Genomic DNA, 16,586 nt, shown 5'->3' with positions numbered 1-16,586 from the left:
ATAGATTACCTGAGGCTTAAGAGACTTATGCCCCGGTGTGGGGCGGTATGTACTGAGGGGGATTTTCATGGCTAACGCGAGGACGGTCGAGGCGCCGTCGTCGCCCGGCCCCGGGGAGACGGGGACCGGCGGCAATCCGTGGTTGGTGCTGCTGGCGGTCTGCCTGGGCGTCATCATGGTGATGCTCGACGGCACCGTGGTCGGCATCGCCAATCCGTCCATCCAGCACGACCTGGGCGCATCGCTGTCCGACCTGCAGTGGGTGACCAGCGGTTACCTGTTGGCGCTGGCGGTGTTCCTGATCACGGCGGGCAAGCTGGGGGACCTTTTCGGCCACAAGCGGGTCTTCCTGATCGGTGTCGCCGGGTTCGCGCTGTCCTCGGTCGGCATCGGCCTCAGCCAGCAGTTGGCGGACATTGTCCCGGGCGTTTCGCCCATCGGCGCGCTGATCGGCCTGCGGGTGCTGCAGGGCCTGTTCGGCGCCCTGCTCCAGCCCGCCGCCCTGGCCCTGCTGCGTGGCGCTTTCCCCGGTGAGAAGCTGAACCAGGCCATGGGCGCCTGGGGCGCCATCATCGGCCTGTCCAGCGCGGCCGGCCCGATCGTGGGCGGCGTCCTGGTCGAGAACGTCAGCTGGCAGTCCGTCTTCTTCATCAACGCGCCGGTGGGGATCATCGCCCTGATCCTGGGCATCTTCCTCATCAAGGAGAACCGCATCCCGTCGCTGGCCAGGATCGACTGGCTCGGTGTGGTGCTGCTGTCGGGCGCGATGTTCTCGCTCGTCTGGACGATCATCAAGGCTCCCGAGTGGGGCTGGGGTGACAGCACGACGCTCGGCTTCATCGCCGGGTTCGCCGTGCTCATCGCCGCCTTCGTCTTCTGGCAGAGCAAGGCCAAGCAGCCGCTGGTCCCGCTGTCGCTGTTCAAGAACCCGTCCATCTCCATCGGCACCGTGCTGATGATGATGGTGGCGTTCGCCATGTTCGGGGCGATGTTCTTCCTGGGCTTCTTCTTCCAGGGCGTGCACGGCCTGTCCCCGCTGGACGCGGGCCTGCGCATGCTGCCGATGAGCGCCGGCATGATCGTGGCCTCGCCGCTCGCCGGCATGCTGATCGGCAGGGTCGGCGCGAAGATCACGATGGCCGCCGGTCTGCTGATCACCGCGGCCTCGATGTTCCTCATGTCGCAGTTGAGCATCGACGCCTCGTTCGTCGAGAGTGCCATCCCGTTCGTGCTGCTGGCGTTCGGCCTCTCGCCGGTCTTCGTCGGCGCCACCGAGATCATCGTGGGCAACGCCCCGATCCAGCTCAGCGGTGTCGCGGGTGGTCTGCAGCAGTCGGCCATGCAGGTCGGCGGCGCGCTCGGCACCGCCATCCTGGGCGCCGTCATGGCGTCCGAGGTGTCCAGCAAGCTGCCCGGCTACCTCGGCCCGGCGGCCCAGGCGATCCCGGCGGAGCAGCTTTCCCTGCTGGAGAAGGCCGCCGCCTTCGGCGGGCTCCCGCCCGGCACTCCGCAGCAGCTCCAGCAGCTGGTGGGCGGGGCCGTGCACAACGCGTTCATGGACGGCATGCACCTGGCCTTCCTGGTCAGCACCGGCGTCGCGATCCTGACCGCGATTCTGGCGCTGTTCGTCAAGGCCGGTCGCAAGAGCGAGGGCGCGCCAGTGCACATCGGCTGAGCCATTTTCGAGTCCGTACGGCCCTCGCCTGGTGGCGGGGGCCGTACGCGTGTCCAAGGGGTGGGCTCGGCCGTCTCGGCCGGGAAGACTCGGTCGGAGGCGGGCATAGACTCGGGGGGGTGAGTACGAAGATCCTCCCTGAGCAGGAGACCACCCCGCGGACGTCGCATGGCGACGGCGATCACGAGCGGTTCTCGCACTACGCGGACAAGCACAAGATCACCGAGAGCATGGTTACCGGCACGCCGATCCGGGCCCTGTGCGGCAAGGTCTGGGTGCCCAGTCGCGATCCCAAGAAATATCCGGTGTGCCCCGAGTGCAAGGAGATCTACGAGGGGCTGCCGTCGGGCGGGGACGACGACAAGAACGAGTGAGTGTTGATCACATGTGATCACCCACGGGAGAGCTACCGTCTGCATGCAGACGTACTCATACCGTAACGGGGGATTGCATGGCCCGGCGCGCGACCGCCGTCTCTTTGGCATGCCTGCTCGCGGCCGGGCTCACACCGCCGCTCCGCCCTGCCGCCACGGCCTGGGCCGCGGCCGACTGCCGCGCCGCGCGCCGCGAGGCGGGCCCGCGCACGGCCCGCGACGGCGCGTTGAGTGCGGCGGGTTGGCACACGGCCGGCGCCGGCGCGTCGGGTGCGGCTGGGCTGGCGGTCTCGGGGCTGGAGGATGATCCGCGGTCGCCGGGGCCGCGGGAGCCCAAGCCGCGGGACGTGGAGCAGGTGCTGGCCGAGCTCGACCAGCGGCTCGCCGGGGTGACGGTCCCGGACACGGTCACCGTTCCCACCTGGGTGCACGTACTGACCGACGGCATCCGGCGGGCTTCGGACGCGGACGTCAGGGCGCAGATCGACACGCTCAACGCCGCCTACAGCGGCGCGCTGGGCGGTGCCCCCAGCGGGGTGCGGTTCCGCCTCGACGGCATCTCGGTCCAGGAGAACGCCACGTGGTTCGTCGATCCGATCGCCAATGAGCGCGCCATGAAGACCGCCCTGCGCAAGGGCGGTCCCGAGACCCTCAACCTCTACATCGGCCAGTTGGGCGACCTCGTCCTCGGCTACTCCGCCTACCCGTACTGGTACAAGGGCAGCCCCGCCCTCGACGGCGTCGTCATCGACTGGCGCAGCCTGCCAGGCGGCGCGATGGTCAACTACGACCGCGGCTACACCGCCGTACACGAGATCGGCCACTGGCTCGGCCTCTTCCACACCTTCGAGAACGGCTGCATGAGCCCGGGTGACGGCATCGCCGACACCCCGCCCGAGGCCAAGCCCACGGAAGGCTGTCCCGACACCAAGGAGACCTGCGCGGAGCAGGGCGAGGATCCCATCCACAACTACATGGACTACGCGCATGACCGGTGCATGTGGGAGTTCACGCCTGATCAGGCGACGCGCATGCATCAGATGTGGGCCGTCTACCGAGGCCGTGGCCTGCTGGCCGCACCCTGAAATATCTGCACAACTAGGATGTGTGAGTGACAGCACCGAAGGCACTCGACACTCCGTACGATCAACCTCGCATCTTCGGTTCGGCCTACCGGGCGGCGACCATCGGCATCCTGCTGGTGATCACGCTGATCGCCTTCGAGGGCATGTCGGTGAGCGTGGTGATGCCGATCATCTCCCAGCAGCTCGACGCGCTCGACCTCTACGGCCTGAGCTTCTCGGCCTTCCTCATCGCCAGCCTGTTCGCGAACGTGGTGTCCGGGCTCTGGTCGGACCGGCGTGGTTACACGATGCCGTTCCTGCTCGGGGTGGTGCTGTTCGTGGTCGGGATGGGGCTGGCGGGGGCGGCGGCGACCAAGGTGCTGTTCCTGGCCGCGCGGGGCGTGCAGGGGCTGGGCGCGGGATGCACGATCGTCGCGGTGTACGTGATGATCGCCCGGGTTTATCCGGCTGCCGTGCGGCCCAAGATATTCGCGGCGCTGTCGGCGGCCTGGGTGGTGCCCGCCATGGTCGGCCCGGCCGTGGCCGGGTTCGTGGCGTACGCGTGGGGGTGGCGGTGGGTGTTCTTCGGGATCATCCCGCTCGTGGTGCCCGCCCTGGTGATGTTGGTCCCCGCCTTGAAGAAGCGCGCCGACGGGCCGGCGGAGTCCGGCTCTTCCGACGAGGGTGACGGGTCGTCGGAGGGGGCGCGGTCCAGGCCGTTCGCGATGACCGTGGCCGCCACTGCCGCCGCCGGTGGGGCGGGCGTGCTGCTGTACGGCGTGGACAAGCTGCACATCTCGCCGGTGCCGAGCGCCGTCGCGGTCCTGGCCGGGCTGGCCTGCCTCGGTTACGGCCTGGCCAAGCTGCTGCCGCCGGGCGCGCTGCGCTTCAGGCGGGGGTTGCCGACCACGATCATGATGCGCGGCATGTTCTCGGCCGCCTTCTTCGGCGTGAACTCCTTCATTCCCCTCGCCCTCCAGCAGGTCAAGGAGTTCGGCCCCGCGGCGGCGGGCATCGCGCTCACGACCGGCGCACTCGGCTGGTCCACCGGCTCCTACCTGCAGAGCAGGCGCTCGGTCGAGCCGCACCGGCGGATCCGGCTGGGGGCCGCCTGCGTCATGGCGGGGGTGCTGATCGGACTGTTGTCGGTCGTGCCCGGGATCACCGGCTGGGTCGCGGTGCCGGCGTGGATCGTGGCGGGGTTCGGAATGGGCCTCGGTATGACCACGGTCAGCGTCACGGCGCTCAAGCAGTCGCCGGTCAACGAGCAGGGGGCCAACTCCGCCGCCCTCTCGGTGACGGACATGCTGGGGTCCGCGCTGGCGGTGGGCGTGGGGGGTGCGCTGGTCAACGTCATCGGGCACAGTCCGGGGATGATCGCGCGCGGCTTCGTGGTCATCTGCTGTTTGATGTCCGCCATCGCCCTCGCCGCCACGCTGCTCGCCTCCCGTACCCGCGCCGACTGACCCTTGATACCTCCTGTCGGCGATTCCTGTCCCTCCTGTCACAGCGATCACGGAACGCCGGATCCGCGCGAGAAGGAGTGATAGGACAGCGGACAAGGAGGTGTCATGGAGGACGATCACCGCGTTTGGCCGCCGAGTACGGGAGCCAGGCACCGCCGTACACCTTCCGATCCTCCTGAGCCTCCAACTGATGCGCCGCCGAGCCCGGTGCGCAGGGGCGGGGATCCGTATCCGCGGGGTGGACGGCGGGCCGAGGAGGCGCGGGCGCGGCCGTCCAGGCCCGCGCAGCGCGAGCCCGCGCCCGTCGATGACGACCCCGGCCAAGCACGGCGAGAGGCCGCGACCCGGCGAGATCCCGTGACCGGGCTCGGACGGGTGGGGCGTGGCTCAGTGGCTGGTGATGACGGGCTCTCGTGGCACGGGAGGAGCGGTCCCGAGGGTGATGAGCGGGACGAGCCGGAGGATCTGTGGAATCCACGGCTGCGGCGCACCACCGAGCGGGGGCTTGAGCGGGATGACGGCGATCCGCAGGTGCCGTGGGAGTCGCTGCCCCCGTCCGCCCGTCACTACGGGGCGCCCGCCGATCCCGGCCTGTCGAGGCGGGTACGGGTGCGGCGGTGGGGGCGGCCCGCCGAGGCGGTGCTCGCGCTGCTCCTGGCCGCCGGGCTGATCGCGGCGCTGGTCACGGTCGTGCTGCGGCTCGCCGTCCCGAAGCCCGCGACGGCGCGGTTGAGCGACTCCCTGGCGGGGGTGACGATCACGCTGCCGGCCGGCTGGCAGGAGGGGGCGGTGCCGCCTGTGACCGGATTCACCTCGGTCGCCAGGAACGACGGCGCGCTCGTCATGGCCAGGCCGATCCCCGATCCCGTGGCCGACGTGACAAAGGCCACAAAGGACGCGGCGGAGCTGTACTCCACGCTGCTCCTCAAAGGCGACAAAGTCGACGTCCTGGAGGACAAAGACCTCCCTCAGGGACACACACGTGCGCTACGAGCGCAATACCGGGATGTGGTGAACAGACCCGCCTATCTACGTGTCACACTCCTCAACCGGGGCGGCAAGGCAGTGCTGCTGGTCGGGCTGCTCCAACCCGAAGAAACCACCCGAAGGCAGGCGCTCGACGCGGTGATGTCGAGTGTGCGATAAGCCCCGTACGCCCCTTAGCACGCGAGGATGAGCTTGGCCAGGATCCACGGTGCACGGCACGTCTTGTCGGTGGGCCCGATTACTCTTGGGTCACTGTGAGACAGCGAAGCACACGAACCCCAGAGGTGATGCGGTGAGCTCCTTCGCCGCATCCCATCTTTCGCCTTCCTATCCTGACCGCGCCGCATGGGGCACCGCCCCCAAGCTGCGCGCCTGGCAGCAGGAGGCATTCGACCTGTATTTCAGGCGCGAGCCGCGTGACTTCCTCACCGTGGCGACGCCGGGCGCGGGCAAGACGACCTATGCCCTGCGCATCGCCAGCGAGCTGCTCGCCAACGGGGTGATCCGGGCGATCACCATCGTCACCCCCACCGAGCACCTCAAGCGCCAGTGGGCCGACGCCGCGAGCAAGGTCGGCATCAACATCGACCCCGAGTTCAAGAACAGCCAGGGCGCCACCTCCAGCGACTACGTCGGCGTGGCCGTGACGTACGCGGCGGTCGCCATGCACCCCGCCCTCCACCGGGCGCGCACCGAGGCCCGCAAGACGCTCATCATCTTCGACGAGATCCACCACGCGGGTGACGCCAAGTCGTGGGGCGACGGCATCCGCGAGGCGTTCGAGCCCGCCGTCCGCAGGCTCCAGCTGACCGGGACGCCGTTCAGGTCCGACGACAACCCGATCCCGTTCGTCGGCTACGAGGAGGACGCCGAGGGGCTCAAGCGCAGCGTCTCCGACTTCTCCTACGGCTACGGTCCGGCCCTCGACGACGGGGTCGTCCGGCCGGTCATCTTCCTGGCCTACTCCGGTGAGATGAAGTGGCGCACCCGCGCGGGCGACGAGCTCGCCGCCACGCTGGGCACGCCGCTCACCAAGGACCAGCTCTCCCAGGCCTGGCGCGCCGCGCTCGATCCCAAGGGCGACTGGATCCGCCAGGTCATGGAGGCCGCCGACCGGCGGCTGACGGAGGTGCGGCGCGGCGTCCCCGACGCCGGCGGCCTGGTCATCGCGACCGACCACGAGACGGCCCGCGCCTACGCCCGCCACCTGCGCAACATCTCCGGCGAGGGCGCCACCGTCGTGCTCTCCGACGACCCGGGCGCCTCCAAGAAGATCAAGCAGTTCGCCGCGTCCGGTGACCGCTGGCTGGTGGCGGTCCGGATGGTGTCCGAAGGCGTCGACATCCCGCGGTTGTGCGTGGGCGTCTACGCCACCTCGACCTCCACCCCGCTGTTCTTCGCCCAGGCGGTCGGCCGTTTCGTGCGGGCCCGCAAGCGCGGCGAGATGGCCTCGGTGTTCCTGCCCTCGGTGCCGACCCTCATGGGTCTGGCCAACGAGATGGAGGTGGAGCGCGACCACGTGCTCAACCGCCGTCCGCCGGAGGACGGGCTGGACGACAGCCTGCTGGAGCAGGCCAACAGGAAGAAGGACAATCCAGACGTCCTCGGTGACGAGCTGCCGTTCGAGATGATGGAGACGTCGGCGACGTTCGACCGGGTGCTCTACGACGGCGGCGAGTTCGGCACCGGCGCGGAGGTCGGTTCGGCCGAGGAGGAGGACTTCCTCGGGCTGCCCGGCCTGCTGGAGCCCGACCAGGTGGCCACGCTGCTGCGCAAGCGGCAGTCGGACCAGCAGGCCGCCAAGGCCAAGAAGCCCGAGACCGGCCCGCCCGCGCTGGCGCCGCACGAGCAGATCGCCGAGCTCCGGCGAGAGCTCAACGGCCTCGTGGGCGCCTGGAACCACCGCACCGGCCAGCCCCACGGCTCCATCCACTCGGAGCTGCGCCGGGCCTGTGGCGGTCCGCTCATCGCCCAGGCCACCGCCGTCCAGATCCAGGAGCGGATCGACAAGATCCGCCAGTGGGCCACCCAGCGACGCTAGCGAAGCCGCCCGGTGCCATCGCCGGGCGGCCGGCCGAAGTCATAGCGATCTTGCCGTTCGGGTGGCCGTGGACCCCGAGAAGTGTCACGGTTAGGACACGGCAGCGAAGAGCGTGCTCATGGCCACGCCGGACACCTCTGGCGTCTCTGCGCGTTTGGTCACACCGCCGTGGCCTATCGTTAGACAACCACCGGCACCGGTAATACCAAACGATGGCTGCCTTGGGAAACACAGAAGGACTTCACCCATGTCATCTGGGGCCGCGGGAAAATCGACGTTCGTCGTCACTTCCGGTCTCTCGGGAGACGCCATCATCACCCGGCTGAGCGGCGATCTCGACGCCTCTGGGGTGCCGGCCTTCCGGGAGCACATGGCGCGCATCTGGGCAATCCCGGTGAGACCCTTCCTGATCATGGACCTGCGGGAGATCACTTTCTGCGACTCCGTGGGGATGAACGAGCTCGTCGAGATCCTGCAGCGGTGCGAGGCCAGGGGGACCCGGTTGCTGCTGGGCGGGGTCCAGGGGGTCATGGGGCGGGTGCTGTTCATCACGGGGCTGCGGCACGCGTTCGAGGTCTACGCCGACCTGGACGACGCGCTGCGGCAGGGCTCGGTCATCTCGTAGGAGTCGGCCGGGGGATGGGGTGCCCGGTGCGGCCGTCGACCGGGCGCAGACGCGCGGAGGCGGGCGGGTCGAGCGGCACCCGCAGCGAGGCGGCGCCTTGAGCGATGTGCACGGACACCGTACGCATCCCCCTGCGTTCCTCCCGGGGTGGCCCTTCGTGGATCCAGACGCGCAGCCTGCGGCCCTCGGAGCGGAGCGTGACCTGCGCCGTCGCGCACTCGTCGGGCGCGGCGGCCCAGGACAGCGTGAGATCGTCGCGCGCGCCGCTCAGCCGTGCCGTCTCGGGCACCGGCGTGCGCTCCGCGCAGCCTATCGAGAACACGCGGGGCGGCACGTCGTGGGCGACGACCGCGGCCTCCCGCTCCTCGGCGGTCATCGCCACCGTGGCCGCCTCCAGCAGGGCCAGCGTCAGCAAGGCCCCGATCCTGGCCGGGTTGCGCCCGCGGATGAGCACCCAGAGGCTGAGCGGGGCGAGCAGCAGCCAGGCCAGGCCGAGCGAGAACGTGAGCATGGGGAACCTCACACATGAGGACGAAGCCGCATCGCTCTCCGTGGTGGTATGTATTCGGAGAGCATTCGCCCTCTTGTATCACATGACCGCAGCGTCGCGCACCGCGTACTCTTCGTGGCCGAGGGTCAGGCCACGGACGGCGTGCCCTGGAGGACGGCGCCGGCGGCGCTCAGCTCCGACAGCGCGATGTCGGTGGTCTGCCGCGCCACCCCCGCCGTGAGGTCGAGCAGCACGCGTACGGCCAGGCCGTGCTCGAGCGCGTGGAGCGCCGTGGCGCGCACGCAGTGGTCCGTGGCGATCCCCACCACGTCCACCTCGCTCACCCCGCGCTCGGCCAGCCAGTCGGCCAGCGACACCTCGTCACCGGAGGCGCCCTCGAACCCGCTGTACGCGGCGGCGTACGCGCCCTTGGAGAAGACCTCCTCGACCGCCGAGACGTCGAAGGCCGGGTGGAAGTCCGCGCCCGGCGTGCCCGCGACGCAGTGCGCGGGCCAGGTCGTCACGTAGTCGGGGGCCTCGGAGAAGTGGCCGGCCGGGTTGACGTGGTAGTCGCGGGTGGCCACCACGTGGTCGTAGCCGTGGTCGGCCACGTAACGGGTGATCGCGGCGGCCACCTCGGATCCGCCCGCCACGGGCAGGCTGCCGCCCTCACAGAAGTCGTTCTGCACATCGACGATGATCAGCGCGCTCCCCATAGGAAGCACCATACGTCAGGCGAACTCCGTGGCGATCGCCGCGTACCCCCTGCCTAGGTGCAGCGCCTCCTGGGGGAGGCCCGCGATGGTCCTGGCGTGCCGCTCGCGGGCCGCGGCCAACGGCTCCCTGCCGATGACCTCACCGTCTCGTACGAGCTGGTGCAGCAGTGGTACGCCGCCCTCCGGCGGCGGCCCCGATGTGGTGATCAGCTCGGTCTCGGCGTGCCCGGTCTCGTCGAACAGGCGGTAGGGCTCCTTGCGGCCACCGCGCGACGGCTTGCCGACCGAGCGCTTGGCGACCGGCTCCATGACGCCCGCCGAGGTCTCGCGCGCCACCAGCTTGTAGACCAGCGCGGCCGTGGGCACGCCCGAGCCCGTCACCAGCGAGGTGCCCACGCCGTAGCCGTCGACGGGGGCGGCGGCCAGCGCGGCGATGGCGTACTCGTCCAGGTCGGAGGTGACCACGATTCGGGTGTTGAACGCGCTGAGCGCGTCGAGCTGCTCGCGTACCTCCTGCGCGGCCGCCGCCAGGTCGCCGGAGTCGATCCGCACCGCGCCCAGCTTGGCACCCACCAGCTCGACCGCCGTGCGGACCGCCTCGGCCACCTCGTAGGTGTCGATCAGCAGTGTGGTCTCCGGGCCGAGCGCGGCGATCTGGGCTTCGAACGCCGCCCGCTCGGTGTCGTGCAGCAGGATGAACGCGTGCGCCGCCGTACCGGCCGTCGGCACGCCGTAGACCCGCCCGGCCATCAGGTTGGAGGTGGAGGCGAAGCCGGCGATGTAGGCGGCGCGGGCGGCCGCCACGGCGGACCACTCGTGCGTGCGGCGCGAGCCCATCTCGATGATCGGGCGGTTGCCCGCCGCGTTGGTCATCCGCGAGGCGGCCGAGGCGATGGCGCAGTCATGATTGAGGATGGAAAGGGTCAAAGTCTCGAGGAGTACGGCCTCGGCGAACGTGCCTTCCACCACCATGATCGGGGAGGCGGGGAAGTAGACGTCGCCCTCGCGGTAGCCGTACACGTTGCCGGAGAAGCGGTAATCGGCGAGGAAGGCGAGGGTCGGTTCGTCGACCACCTCTTTCTCCCGCAGGTAGGTCAGCTCCTCGTCACGGAAACGGAAGTCTTCCAGCTCGTCCAGGACACGTCCCGTCCCGGCGACAACCCCGTATCGCCGTCCGCCAGGCAGATGCCGGGCGAACACCTCGAAAACCGCCCGCCGATGGGCGGCGCCGCTCCGCAGCGCCGCCTGGAGCATCGTCAGTTCATAGTGATCTGTGAGCAACGCAGTGCTCATGGTCATTGCCACGACTCGAAGACTACGGCCGGGGTAGGGCAGGATGGGGGATGTGGGTAGCACTGCTCCAATGGCCGTCGAGCGTCCGTCAACGGACGTCCGGCCCGATCTGCCGTGGGTGACGATCGTCTGGAACGACCCGGTCAACCTCATGTCCTACGTGACGTACGTCTTCCAGACGGTCTTCGGCTACTCCAAGGAGAAGGCCGAGAGACTCATGATGGACGTGCACAAGAAAGGCAAGGCCGTCGTGTCCAGCGGCACCCGGGAGGAGATGGAGCGCGACGTACAGATCCTCCACTCCTACGGCCTGTGGGCGACGGTCCAGCCGGATTCGGTGAAGTGAGGCGGCACACGTGAACTCGGGGTTCTCGACGCGGGACGGCGGCGGCGTCATCGCGGAGTTCGAGGCGGCGGAGGTCTCGGTCCTGCGCTCGCTGGTCAGCTTGGTGCTCGGCCTGGTGGCGCCGGGCGAGACCGGCGACGACCCGCTGGAGCGGGCGCTCGGCATCGGCACCGGGACCGAGCCGGCGCCGTCCGATCCGGTGCTCGCGCGCCTGTTCCCCTCGGCGTACCAGGACGAGCAGGAGGCGGCGGAGTTCCGCCGCTACACAGAGGCGACGCTGCGCGACGGCAAGCGCGCCGACGCGCAGGCCATGCTCGACAGCGCCCGGCCGGGCCGGGTCGAGCTGACGCCCGAGCAGGCCCAGGCGTGGCTGCGCTCGCTCAACGACGTACGGCTGACCCTCGGCACCAGGCTCGAAGTGACCGAGGAGGTCCACGACGAGATCGCCATGATGTCCGAGGACGACCCCCGCTACCCGGCCTACGTCACCTACGACTGGCTGACCTACCTGCAGGACACCCTGGTCCGGGCCCTCTGGTAATTTCCCGACATGCTGACGATCTCGCAGGAACTGGTTGACAAGATCGTTGCCCATGCGCGGGCCGACCACCCGGACGAGGCGTGTGGCGTGATCGCGGGACGGGAGGGCGTTCCCGAGCGGTTCGTCCCGATGGAGAACGCCGAGCGCTCGCCCACCTTCTACCGCTTCGACTCGATGGAGCAGCTGCGCGTCTGGCGCGACATGGACGACCGCGACGAGGTGCCCGTCGTGATCTACCACTCCCACACGGCAACCGAGGCCTACCCGTCGCGCACCGACGTGACCTACGCCTCCGAGCCGGACGCCCACTACGTCCTGGTCTCCACCAGGGACGAGGACGAGACGGAGTTCCGCTCCTACCGGATCCTCGACGGAGTGATAACGGAGGAAGAGGTAAGGTTTCTCCCATGATGGTCAGGCCGGTGCAGAGCTACCTCTTCGCGCATACCCCGGCTGTCGTCGTCTACGACTGTCGCTGATCAGGAATCCGTGTTCAGCCGTCGGCGTTGCTGCCGATGGGACGACGACCTGACCCGAGGAGACTGACCGCGATGGCCATCGAGGTTCGCATTCCGACCATCCTTCGTACCTATACCGGCGGCGCCAAAGCCGTCGACGCCGAGGGCGCCACCCTCGACGAGTTGATCAGCAACCTGGAGTCCCTGCATCCCGGGCTCAAGGACCGCCTGATCGACCAGGGCAACCTGCGCCGCTTCGTCAACGTGTACCTGAACGACGAGGACGTGCGCTTCCTCGGCGGCCTCGGCACGCCGGTGTCCGACGGTGACACGGTGACCGTGCTGCCCGCCGTCGCCGGCGGGTGACATGCGTTTCGAATCGCTGATCGACTCGGTCGGTCGCACGCCCCTGGTCGGCCTGCCCCGGCTCTCGCCGTCGGCCGACGTACGGCTCTGGGCCAAGCTCGAAGACCGCAACCCGACCGGGTCGATCAAGGACCGGCCCGCGCTGTGGATGGTCGAGCAGGCCGAGAAGGACGGGCTGCTCACGCCCGGCTGCACGATCCTGGAGCCCACCAGCGGCAACACCGGCATCTCGCTGGCGATGTCGGCCAAGCTCAAGGGCTACAAGCTGATCTGCGTGATGCCGGAGAACACCTCCGAGGAGCGCCGCCAGTTGCTGCGCATGTGGGGCGCGGAGATCATCTCGTCGGCCGCGGCGGGCGGCTCCAACGAGGCCGTACGCGTGGCCAAGGAGCTGGCGGCCGAACACCCGGACTGGGTGATGCTCTACCAGTACGGCAACCCGGCCAACTGGCGCTCCCATTATGAGTCGACGGGGCCGGAGATCCTTGAAGACCTGCCGGGCGTGACCCACTTCGTCGCCGGGCTCGGCACGACGGGGACGCTCATGGGGGTGGGGCGGTTCCTGCGCGAGCGCGTGCCCGGCGTGCGGATCGTGGCCGCCGAGCCGCGTTACGGCGAGCTGGTCTACGGGCTGCGCAACGTGGATGAGGGGTTCATCCCCGAGCTGTACGACGAGTCCGTGCTGACCACGCGGTTCTCGGTGGGGTCGGCCGACGCGCTGCGCCGTACACGGGAGTTGCTCACCGCGGAGGGGATCTTCGCCGGCGTGTCCACGGGGGCGGCGTTGCACGCAGCCCTGGGCGTGGCCGCCAAGGCGGTGAAGGCGGGGGAAAGCGCCGACGTCGTCTTCGTGGTCGCCGACGGAGGCTGGAAATACCTGTCCACGGGGGCCTACGAAGGCACCCTGGACGAAGCCGAGCACCGCCTCGAAGGCCAGCTCTGGGCGTGACAGTGGCCGCCCCCTGAGGGGCGGCCACCTTTTTGAACCGCGTCAGTTGAAACCGCGTCAGTTGAACAGCACCCGCAGCGAGAAGCTGGCCTCGGTGGCCGTCTGCTTGCCGCTCAGGCCGACCGCGCGCAGGACCTGGGCGTTGGCCTTGTCGTCGCCCTCCATGCTCGGCAGGTAGTACTTCTCGACCTTGTCCAGATCCACGAACAAGGCGTAGGTGGCCTCGTCGGCGTCCGGGACGGCGTCCTTGAAGGTCTGGCTCTCACCCAGCGTGCCCTCGGCGGCCAGCGCCTTGGCGTACTCGTCGGTGGTGGCCAGGGTGAACGTACCGTCACCCTTGACCTTGGCGAGCTGGGGAGCGGGCTGGCCACTGGACGTCATGGCCTTCTCGATCTTGTCGACCACGGCCTGCGCCTTGGCCGGGTCCGTCATGATGCGGACACCGGCCTTGATCTTGTCACTGTCCAGGCCCTGAGAGTCGACCGCGACGGTCAGGTTCTTGCCCAGGATCGTGGCCAGGTCGTCAGGCAGTTGCAGGCCATAGGTCTGCTTGGCCTGGTCGATGAACTGCTTGAACTGGGCCCCCGCCGCCGACGCCCCGACGGACTGCTCGATCTCGGCCCACTTCTTGGTGATGATCTGGTCGAGACCGGAGTAGGACAGCGCGCCCGCGGTGGAGGCGGGGAGCGCGGCCAGGTTGGCCTTCTCCAGGTCGCCTTCGACCATGCCTTCGGCGCCGCGGACGACACCGGCCAGCTCGGCGTAGGAGCCGTCGAAGCGGAGCGCTCCGGCGAACCTGGCGTTCTTGACCTGTTCGAGCGCCTTGGCCTCCTCGCTTGACTTGTCGGTCACCGCCAGCTCGCCGACCTTGCCAAGGTGCGCCCAGAACGACAGCACACCCTGCTCGCCGACCGCGTTCACGTCGTCGTTGAAGTCGGCGTTGTCGGCGAGGCTGGTGGTGTCGGCGGCGTACTTGTCGGCCAGCGTCTGGCTGGAGGTCACCAGCGCGTAGTCGTCACGGAAGGACAGGCCGTACTTCTCCTTGCCCATCAGCTTCTTGATGCCGGCCTTGGCCAGCGTCTCGTCCTTGACCTGGACGGCCACGGCGAAGTCCGGCTCCTTACCGCCCGACGGGACGACGGCCAGGCCGACCCTGCTGCCCAGCCAGGGATCGACGTCCTTGGCGAAGTCGACCTTGGACAGACCGGCGTCCTGCGTCAGGTCGAACACCGCTTTACGCGGGTCGTCGCCCTGGAAGGTGTTCTTGGTGACGGTGAACTTCCTGGCGATCTGGAACAGCGCCAGCTTCTGGTTGGCCGCCGGGTCCAGGTCGAGCCGGACATAGGCGATCGAGCTGGCGGGCAGCACCTCGTGCGGCTGCGTGCCGCCGCCACCGATCGCGCCGACCGCCCAGACCGCGCCACCGCCGAGCAGGACAACGGCCAGCGCCGAGGCGATGGCGATGATCCAACCCTTGCGGCTCTTCTTGGCGGGCTCGGCGGGGCCGAAGCCCTCGGGGCCCTGCTGCTGCCAACCGGCCTGGGCGTACGGGTCCTGCTGACCGTACTGGGGCTGCTGCCCGTACTGGTCTTGCTGGCCGTAGGACGGCGGCTGCTGGCCGTACTGGGGCTGTTGTTGCTGGCCATATGGCTGCTGGCCGTACGTGGGCTGCTGCCCGTACTGGGGCTGCTGGCCATAGGACGCCTGCTGCCCGTAGGGAGCCTGCTGACCTGACGGGGCCTGCTGGCCGTACTCGGGCTGCTGGTAAGACTGCTGCGGAGGATACGGCTGGCCCTGCGACAACGGCATTGTCGGCGGATTCGCGGGCTGCTGCTCCTGGTTCCAGCGGTACGCCGTGGTCCGGTTAGGATCTTGGCCACTCGGGGGGTTATTAGCAGACATCACTCAACTCACAATGTGGACTTTTGACCACAAAGAAAGTAGCTGATGTTGCTAGACGGTCGCTTGCAATGTACTTAGACGCGAGAGAGTTCCTGCTTTGCGGCGCTGATGTATACCTCACCGCCACTGTGGTCGGTGACGCTTGACCACGGGACGAAAGCAGACCCCACGTAGAGCACTCGCGCCAGAGACCGGGAGAACCAGCCCCAGCGGCGGTGCCGGTCGCGGGTCAGGCAGAGCAGTTTCCCGCGGTGGGCCGAGACCACCAGGCCGTAGACGGTGGCGCTCTGCTGCAGCTCGCCCTTGTGCTTGATCAGGCGGATGTCGACGACGTGGCCGACCCACACTCCGTTGGGGTCCCAGACCGACTGTCCAATGAGTTCGGTAACGCTTGTCATGATCGAACTGTCTCAGTGGGATCGCGTTTGCGCAGGTAGGCACGCTGATACCATGGGGCTACTAGAATATAGTTCCGGACCTGAGGCAGGACGATGACCAAGTTCGATGAGGCCACGCAGGCGATCCGGGTCGACGAGACCACCTACGACGTCTGCCTCGACCCCGGCTACGTGATCGGCGGCCCGCTCAACGGCGGCTATCTGCTGGCGGTGATCCTGCGCGCGGTCGTGGACGCGTCGCCGTTCGAGCATCCGGTGAGCACGTCCGCCCAGTTCCTCAAGTCGCCCGTGCCCGGTCCCGCGCGGGTGCGGATCGAGCAGCTCAAGGCGGGCAGGACGGCGGCCTTCACCCGGGCGACGCTCGTCCAGGACGGTGTGGCGCAGATCGAGTGCCTGATCACCACCGCTACGCTCGGCGACGTCGAGCCGATGTACGCCGATAAGCCGGGATATGTCATGCCTCGGCCGGAGGACTGCGCCAAGCTGCCCGACCCCAGGCCCGAGTCGAACATGACGCTCAACGCCCAGATGGAGATGCTCTTCGACCCGCCCACGATCGGCTGGCTGGCCGGCGAGCCCAGTGGCCGGCCCGAGTCCAGGGCGTACTTCAGGATGGCGGAGCCCCAGGACCCGGACCCGTACGTGCTCGCCCTGGCCGTGGACTCGCTGCCGCCCGTCGTGTTCTCGGCCGGAGCGCGGGGCTGGGCGCCCACCGTGGACCTCACCTGGCACCTGCGGGCGCTGCCCGCCCCCGGCTGGCTCACCCTGATCGGCAGCGGCCGGCTCGTCTCCGACGGCTGGTTCGACGAGGAGGTCGAGGCGTGGGACTCCCGAGGCCGGCTGGTCGCCCAGTGCCGCCAGCTCGCCCGGGTGGGGCGCGGGTGACACGCGGGCT

The 16,586-nt window shown here is 69.1% G+C and carries 18 protein-coding genes; 13 read left to right on the top strand and 5 right to left on the bottom strand.

All coding sequences use genetic code 11. From position 1 onward, the window contains the following. Positions 1 to 67 precede the first annotated feature (67 nt). The 7 genes from KLK06_RS43960 to KLK06_RS43930 all read left to right on the top strand — a co-directional run bounded on the left by KLK06_RS43960 (position 68) and on the right by KLK06_RS43930 (position 8,232). On the top strand, positions 68 to 1,675 hold the full coding sequence (locus KLK06_RS43960; protein ID WP_214641664.1) for an MFS transporter: 1,608 nt from the start codon (positions 68 to 70) through the stop codon (positions 1,673 to 1,675). 119 nt (positions 1,676 to 1,794) lie between these two features. Continuing rightward, positions 1,795 to 2,049: a DUF3039 domain-containing protein gene (locus KLK06_RS43955; protein WP_214641663.1), complete on the top strand. Its 255-nt coding sequence runs from the start codon at positions 1,795 to 1,797 to the stop codon at positions 2,047 to 2,049. Between the two features lie 77 nt (positions 2,050 to 2,126). Beyond that, entirely contained in the window at positions 2,127 to 3,134 is a 1,008-nt protein-coding gene (locus KLK06_RS43950) for a zinc metalloprotease (protein ID WP_214641662.1), read from the top strand. A 26-nt stretch (positions 3,135 to 3,160) separates the two neighbouring features. Further along, positions 3,161 to 4,579 (top strand): MFS transporter, encoded by a 1,419-nt coding sequence (locus KLK06_RS43945; protein WP_214641661.1) that lies wholly within the window; start codon positions 3,161 to 3,163, stop codon positions 4,577 to 4,579. 390 nt (positions 4,580 to 4,969) lie between these two features. After that, the gene (locus KLK06_RS43940) at positions 4,970 to 5,725 is read left to right on the top strand and encodes a hypothetical protein (RefSeq protein ID WP_214641660.1); all 756 of its coding nucleotides are present in this window, start codon (positions 4,970 to 4,972) and stop codon (positions 5,723 to 5,725) included. A 133-nt stretch (positions 5,726 to 5,858) separates the two neighbouring features. Further along, positions 5,859 to 7,607 (top strand): DEAD/DEAH box helicase, encoded by a 1,749-nt coding sequence (locus KLK06_RS43935; RefSeq protein ID WP_214641659.1) that lies wholly within the window; start codon positions 5,859 to 5,861, stop codon positions 7,605 to 7,607. A gap of 247 nt (positions 7,608 to 7,854) precedes the next feature. Continuing rightward, positions 7,855 to 8,232 (top strand): STAS domain-containing protein, encoded by a 378-nt coding sequence (locus KLK06_RS43930; RefSeq protein ID WP_214641658.1) that lies wholly within the window; start codon positions 7,855 to 7,857, stop codon positions 8,230 to 8,232. Here KLK06_RS43930 and KLK06_RS43925 read toward each other — a convergent pair. The 3 genes from KLK06_RS43925 to KLK06_RS43915 form a co-directional block, all read right to left on the bottom strand. Further along, a complete protein-coding gene (locus KLK06_RS43925; RefSeq protein WP_214641657.1) occupies positions 8,222 to 8,743 on the bottom strand; it encodes a hypothetical protein in 522 nt (173 codons plus the stop codon). The genes KLK06_RS43930 and KLK06_RS43925 overlap by 11 nt on opposite strands. 125 nt (positions 8,744 to 8,868) lie before the next feature. Then, complete coding sequence (locus tag KLK06_RS43920; RefSeq protein ID WP_214641656.1) at positions 8,869 to 9,438, bottom strand: isochorismatase family protein; 570 nt, start codon at positions 9,436 to 9,438, stop codon at positions 8,869 to 8,871. A gap of 15 nt (positions 9,439 to 9,453) precedes the next feature. Continuing rightward, the gene (locus KLK06_RS43915) at positions 9,454 to 10,737 is read right to left on the bottom strand and encodes a nicotinate phosphoribosyltransferase (RefSeq protein WP_214641655.1); all 1,284 of its coding nucleotides are present in this window, start codon (positions 10,735 to 10,737) and stop codon (positions 9,454 to 9,456) included. 64 nt (positions 10,738 to 10,801) lie between these two features. Between KLK06_RS43915 and clpS the strand changes: the two genes are divergently transcribed. The 5 genes from clpS to KLK06_RS43890 all read left to right on the top strand — a co-directional run bounded on the left by clpS (position 10,802) and on the right by KLK06_RS43890 (position 13,391). Further along, positions 10,802 to 11,077, top strand: coding sequence for an ATP-dependent Clp protease adapter ClpS (clpS, locus tag KLK06_RS43910; RefSeq protein ID WP_374197189.1), 276 nt, complete (start codon positions 10,802 to 10,804; stop codon positions 11,075 to 11,077). Positions 11,078 to 11,087: 10 nt separating this feature from the next. Next, positions 11,088 to 11,618: a DUF2017 domain-containing protein gene (locus KLK06_RS43905; RefSeq protein ID WP_214641653.1), complete on the top strand. Its 531-nt coding sequence runs from the start codon at positions 11,088 to 11,090 to the stop codon at positions 11,616 to 11,618. A 9-nt stretch (positions 11,619 to 11,627) separates the two neighbouring features. After that, complete coding sequence (locus KLK06_RS43900) at positions 11,628 to 12,029, top strand: Mov34/MPN/PAD-1 family protein (protein WP_214641652.1); 402 nt, start codon at positions 11,628 to 11,630, stop codon at positions 12,027 to 12,029. A 140-nt stretch (positions 12,030 to 12,169) separates the two neighbouring features. Then, on the top strand, positions 12,170 to 12,442 hold the full coding sequence (locus tag KLK06_RS43895) for a MoaD/ThiS family protein (RefSeq protein WP_214641651.1): 273 nt from the start codon (positions 12,170 to 12,172) through the stop codon (positions 12,440 to 12,442). A 1-nt stretch (position 12,443) separates the two neighbouring features. Beyond that, a complete protein-coding gene (locus KLK06_RS43890; RefSeq protein ID WP_214641650.1) occupies positions 12,444 to 13,391 on the top strand; it encodes a PLP-dependent cysteine synthase family protein in 948 nt (315 codons plus the stop codon). A gap of 57 nt (positions 13,392 to 13,448) precedes the next feature. Here the strand turns inward: KLK06_RS43890 and KLK06_RS43885 are convergent, their stop codons facing one another. Both KLK06_RS43885 and KLK06_RS43880 read right to left on the bottom strand, forming a co-directional pair. After that, positions 13,449 to 15,200 carry a DUF3352 domain-containing protein gene (locus KLK06_RS43885; RefSeq protein WP_250906930.1) on the bottom strand — a complete coding sequence of 584 codons (1,752 nt, stop codon included), beginning with the start codon at positions 15,198 to 15,200 and terminating at the stop codon, positions 13,449 to 13,451. A gap of 167 nt (positions 15,201 to 15,367) precedes the next feature. Beyond that, positions 15,368 to 15,691, bottom strand: coding sequence for a hypothetical protein (locus KLK06_RS43880; protein WP_214641649.1), 324 nt, complete (start codon positions 15,689 to 15,691; stop codon positions 15,368 to 15,370). Positions 15,692 to 15,784: 93 nt separating this feature from the next. Between KLK06_RS43880 and KLK06_RS43875 the strand changes: the two genes are divergently transcribed. Then, positions 15,785 to 16,576, top strand: coding sequence for a thioesterase family protein (locus KLK06_RS43875; RefSeq protein ID WP_214641648.1), 792 nt, complete (start codon positions 15,785 to 15,787; stop codon positions 16,574 to 16,576). The last annotated feature ends 10 nt before the right edge of the window (positions 16,577 to 16,586 follow it).

The sequence above is a fragment of the Nonomuraea sp. NEAU-A123 genome, from assembly GCF_018603905.1.
Lineage (GTDB): Bacteria > Actinomycetota > Actinomycetes > Streptosporangiales > Streptosporangiaceae > Nonomuraea.
Note: the sequence above shows the minus strand (reverse complement) of the source record. Positions and strands in the feature narration are given on the sequence as shown.

What these genes read in the sequence shown, in the direction of transcription:
- KLK06_RS43880 (WP_214641649.1), bottom strand. Translation starts at nt 15,691, where the DNA reads ATGACAAGCGTTACCGAACTCATTGGACAGTCGGTCTGGGACCCCAAC.
- KLK06_RS43915 (WP_214641655.1), bottom strand. Translation starts at nt 10,737, where the DNA reads ATGACCATGAGCACTGCGTTGCTCACAGATCACTATGAACTGACGATG.
- clpS (WP_374197189.1), top strand. Translation starts at nt 10,802, where the DNA reads ATGGCCGTCGAGCGTCCGTCAACGGACGTCCGGCCCGATCTGCCGTGG.
- KLK06_RS43930 (WP_214641658.1), top strand. Translation starts at nt 7,855, where the DNA reads ATGTCATCTGGGGCCGCGGGAAAATCGACGTTCGTCGTCACTTCCGGT.
- KLK06_RS43875 (WP_214641648.1), top strand. Translation starts at nt 15,785, where the DNA reads ATGACCAAGTTCGATGAGGCCACGCAGGCGATCCGGGTCGACGAGACC.
- KLK06_RS43960 (WP_214641664.1), top strand. Translation starts at nt 68, where the DNA reads ATGGCTAACGCGAGGACGGTCGAGGCGCCGTCGTCGCCCGGCCCCGGG.
- KLK06_RS43900 (WP_214641652.1), top strand. Translation starts at nt 11,628, where the DNA reads ATGCTGACGATCTCGCAGGAACTGGTTGACAAGATCGTTGCCCATGCG.
- KLK06_RS43885 (WP_250906930.1), bottom strand. Translation starts at nt 15,200, where the DNA reads ATGCCGTTGTCGCAGGGCCAGCCGTATCCTCCGCAGCAGTCTTACCAG.
- KLK06_RS43925 (WP_214641657.1), bottom strand. Translation starts at nt 8,743, where the DNA reads ATGCTCACGTTCTCGCTCGGCCTGGCCTGGCTGCTGCTCGCCCCGCTC.
- KLK06_RS43895 (WP_214641651.1), top strand. Translation starts at nt 12,170, where the DNA reads ATGGCCATCGAGGTTCGCATTCCGACCATCCTTCGTACCTATACCGGC.
- KLK06_RS43890 (WP_214641650.1), top strand. Translation starts at nt 12,444, where the DNA reads ATGCGTTTCGAATCGCTGATCGACTCGGTCGGTCGCACGCCCCTGGTC.
- KLK06_RS43950 (WP_214641662.1), top strand. Translation starts at nt 2,127, where the DNA reads ATGGCCCGGCGCGCGACCGCCGTCTCTTTGGCATGCCTGCTCGCGGCC.
- KLK06_RS43920 (WP_214641656.1), bottom strand. Translation starts at nt 9,438, where the DNA reads ATGGGGAGCGCGCTGATCATCGTCGATGTGCAGAACGACTTCTGTGAG.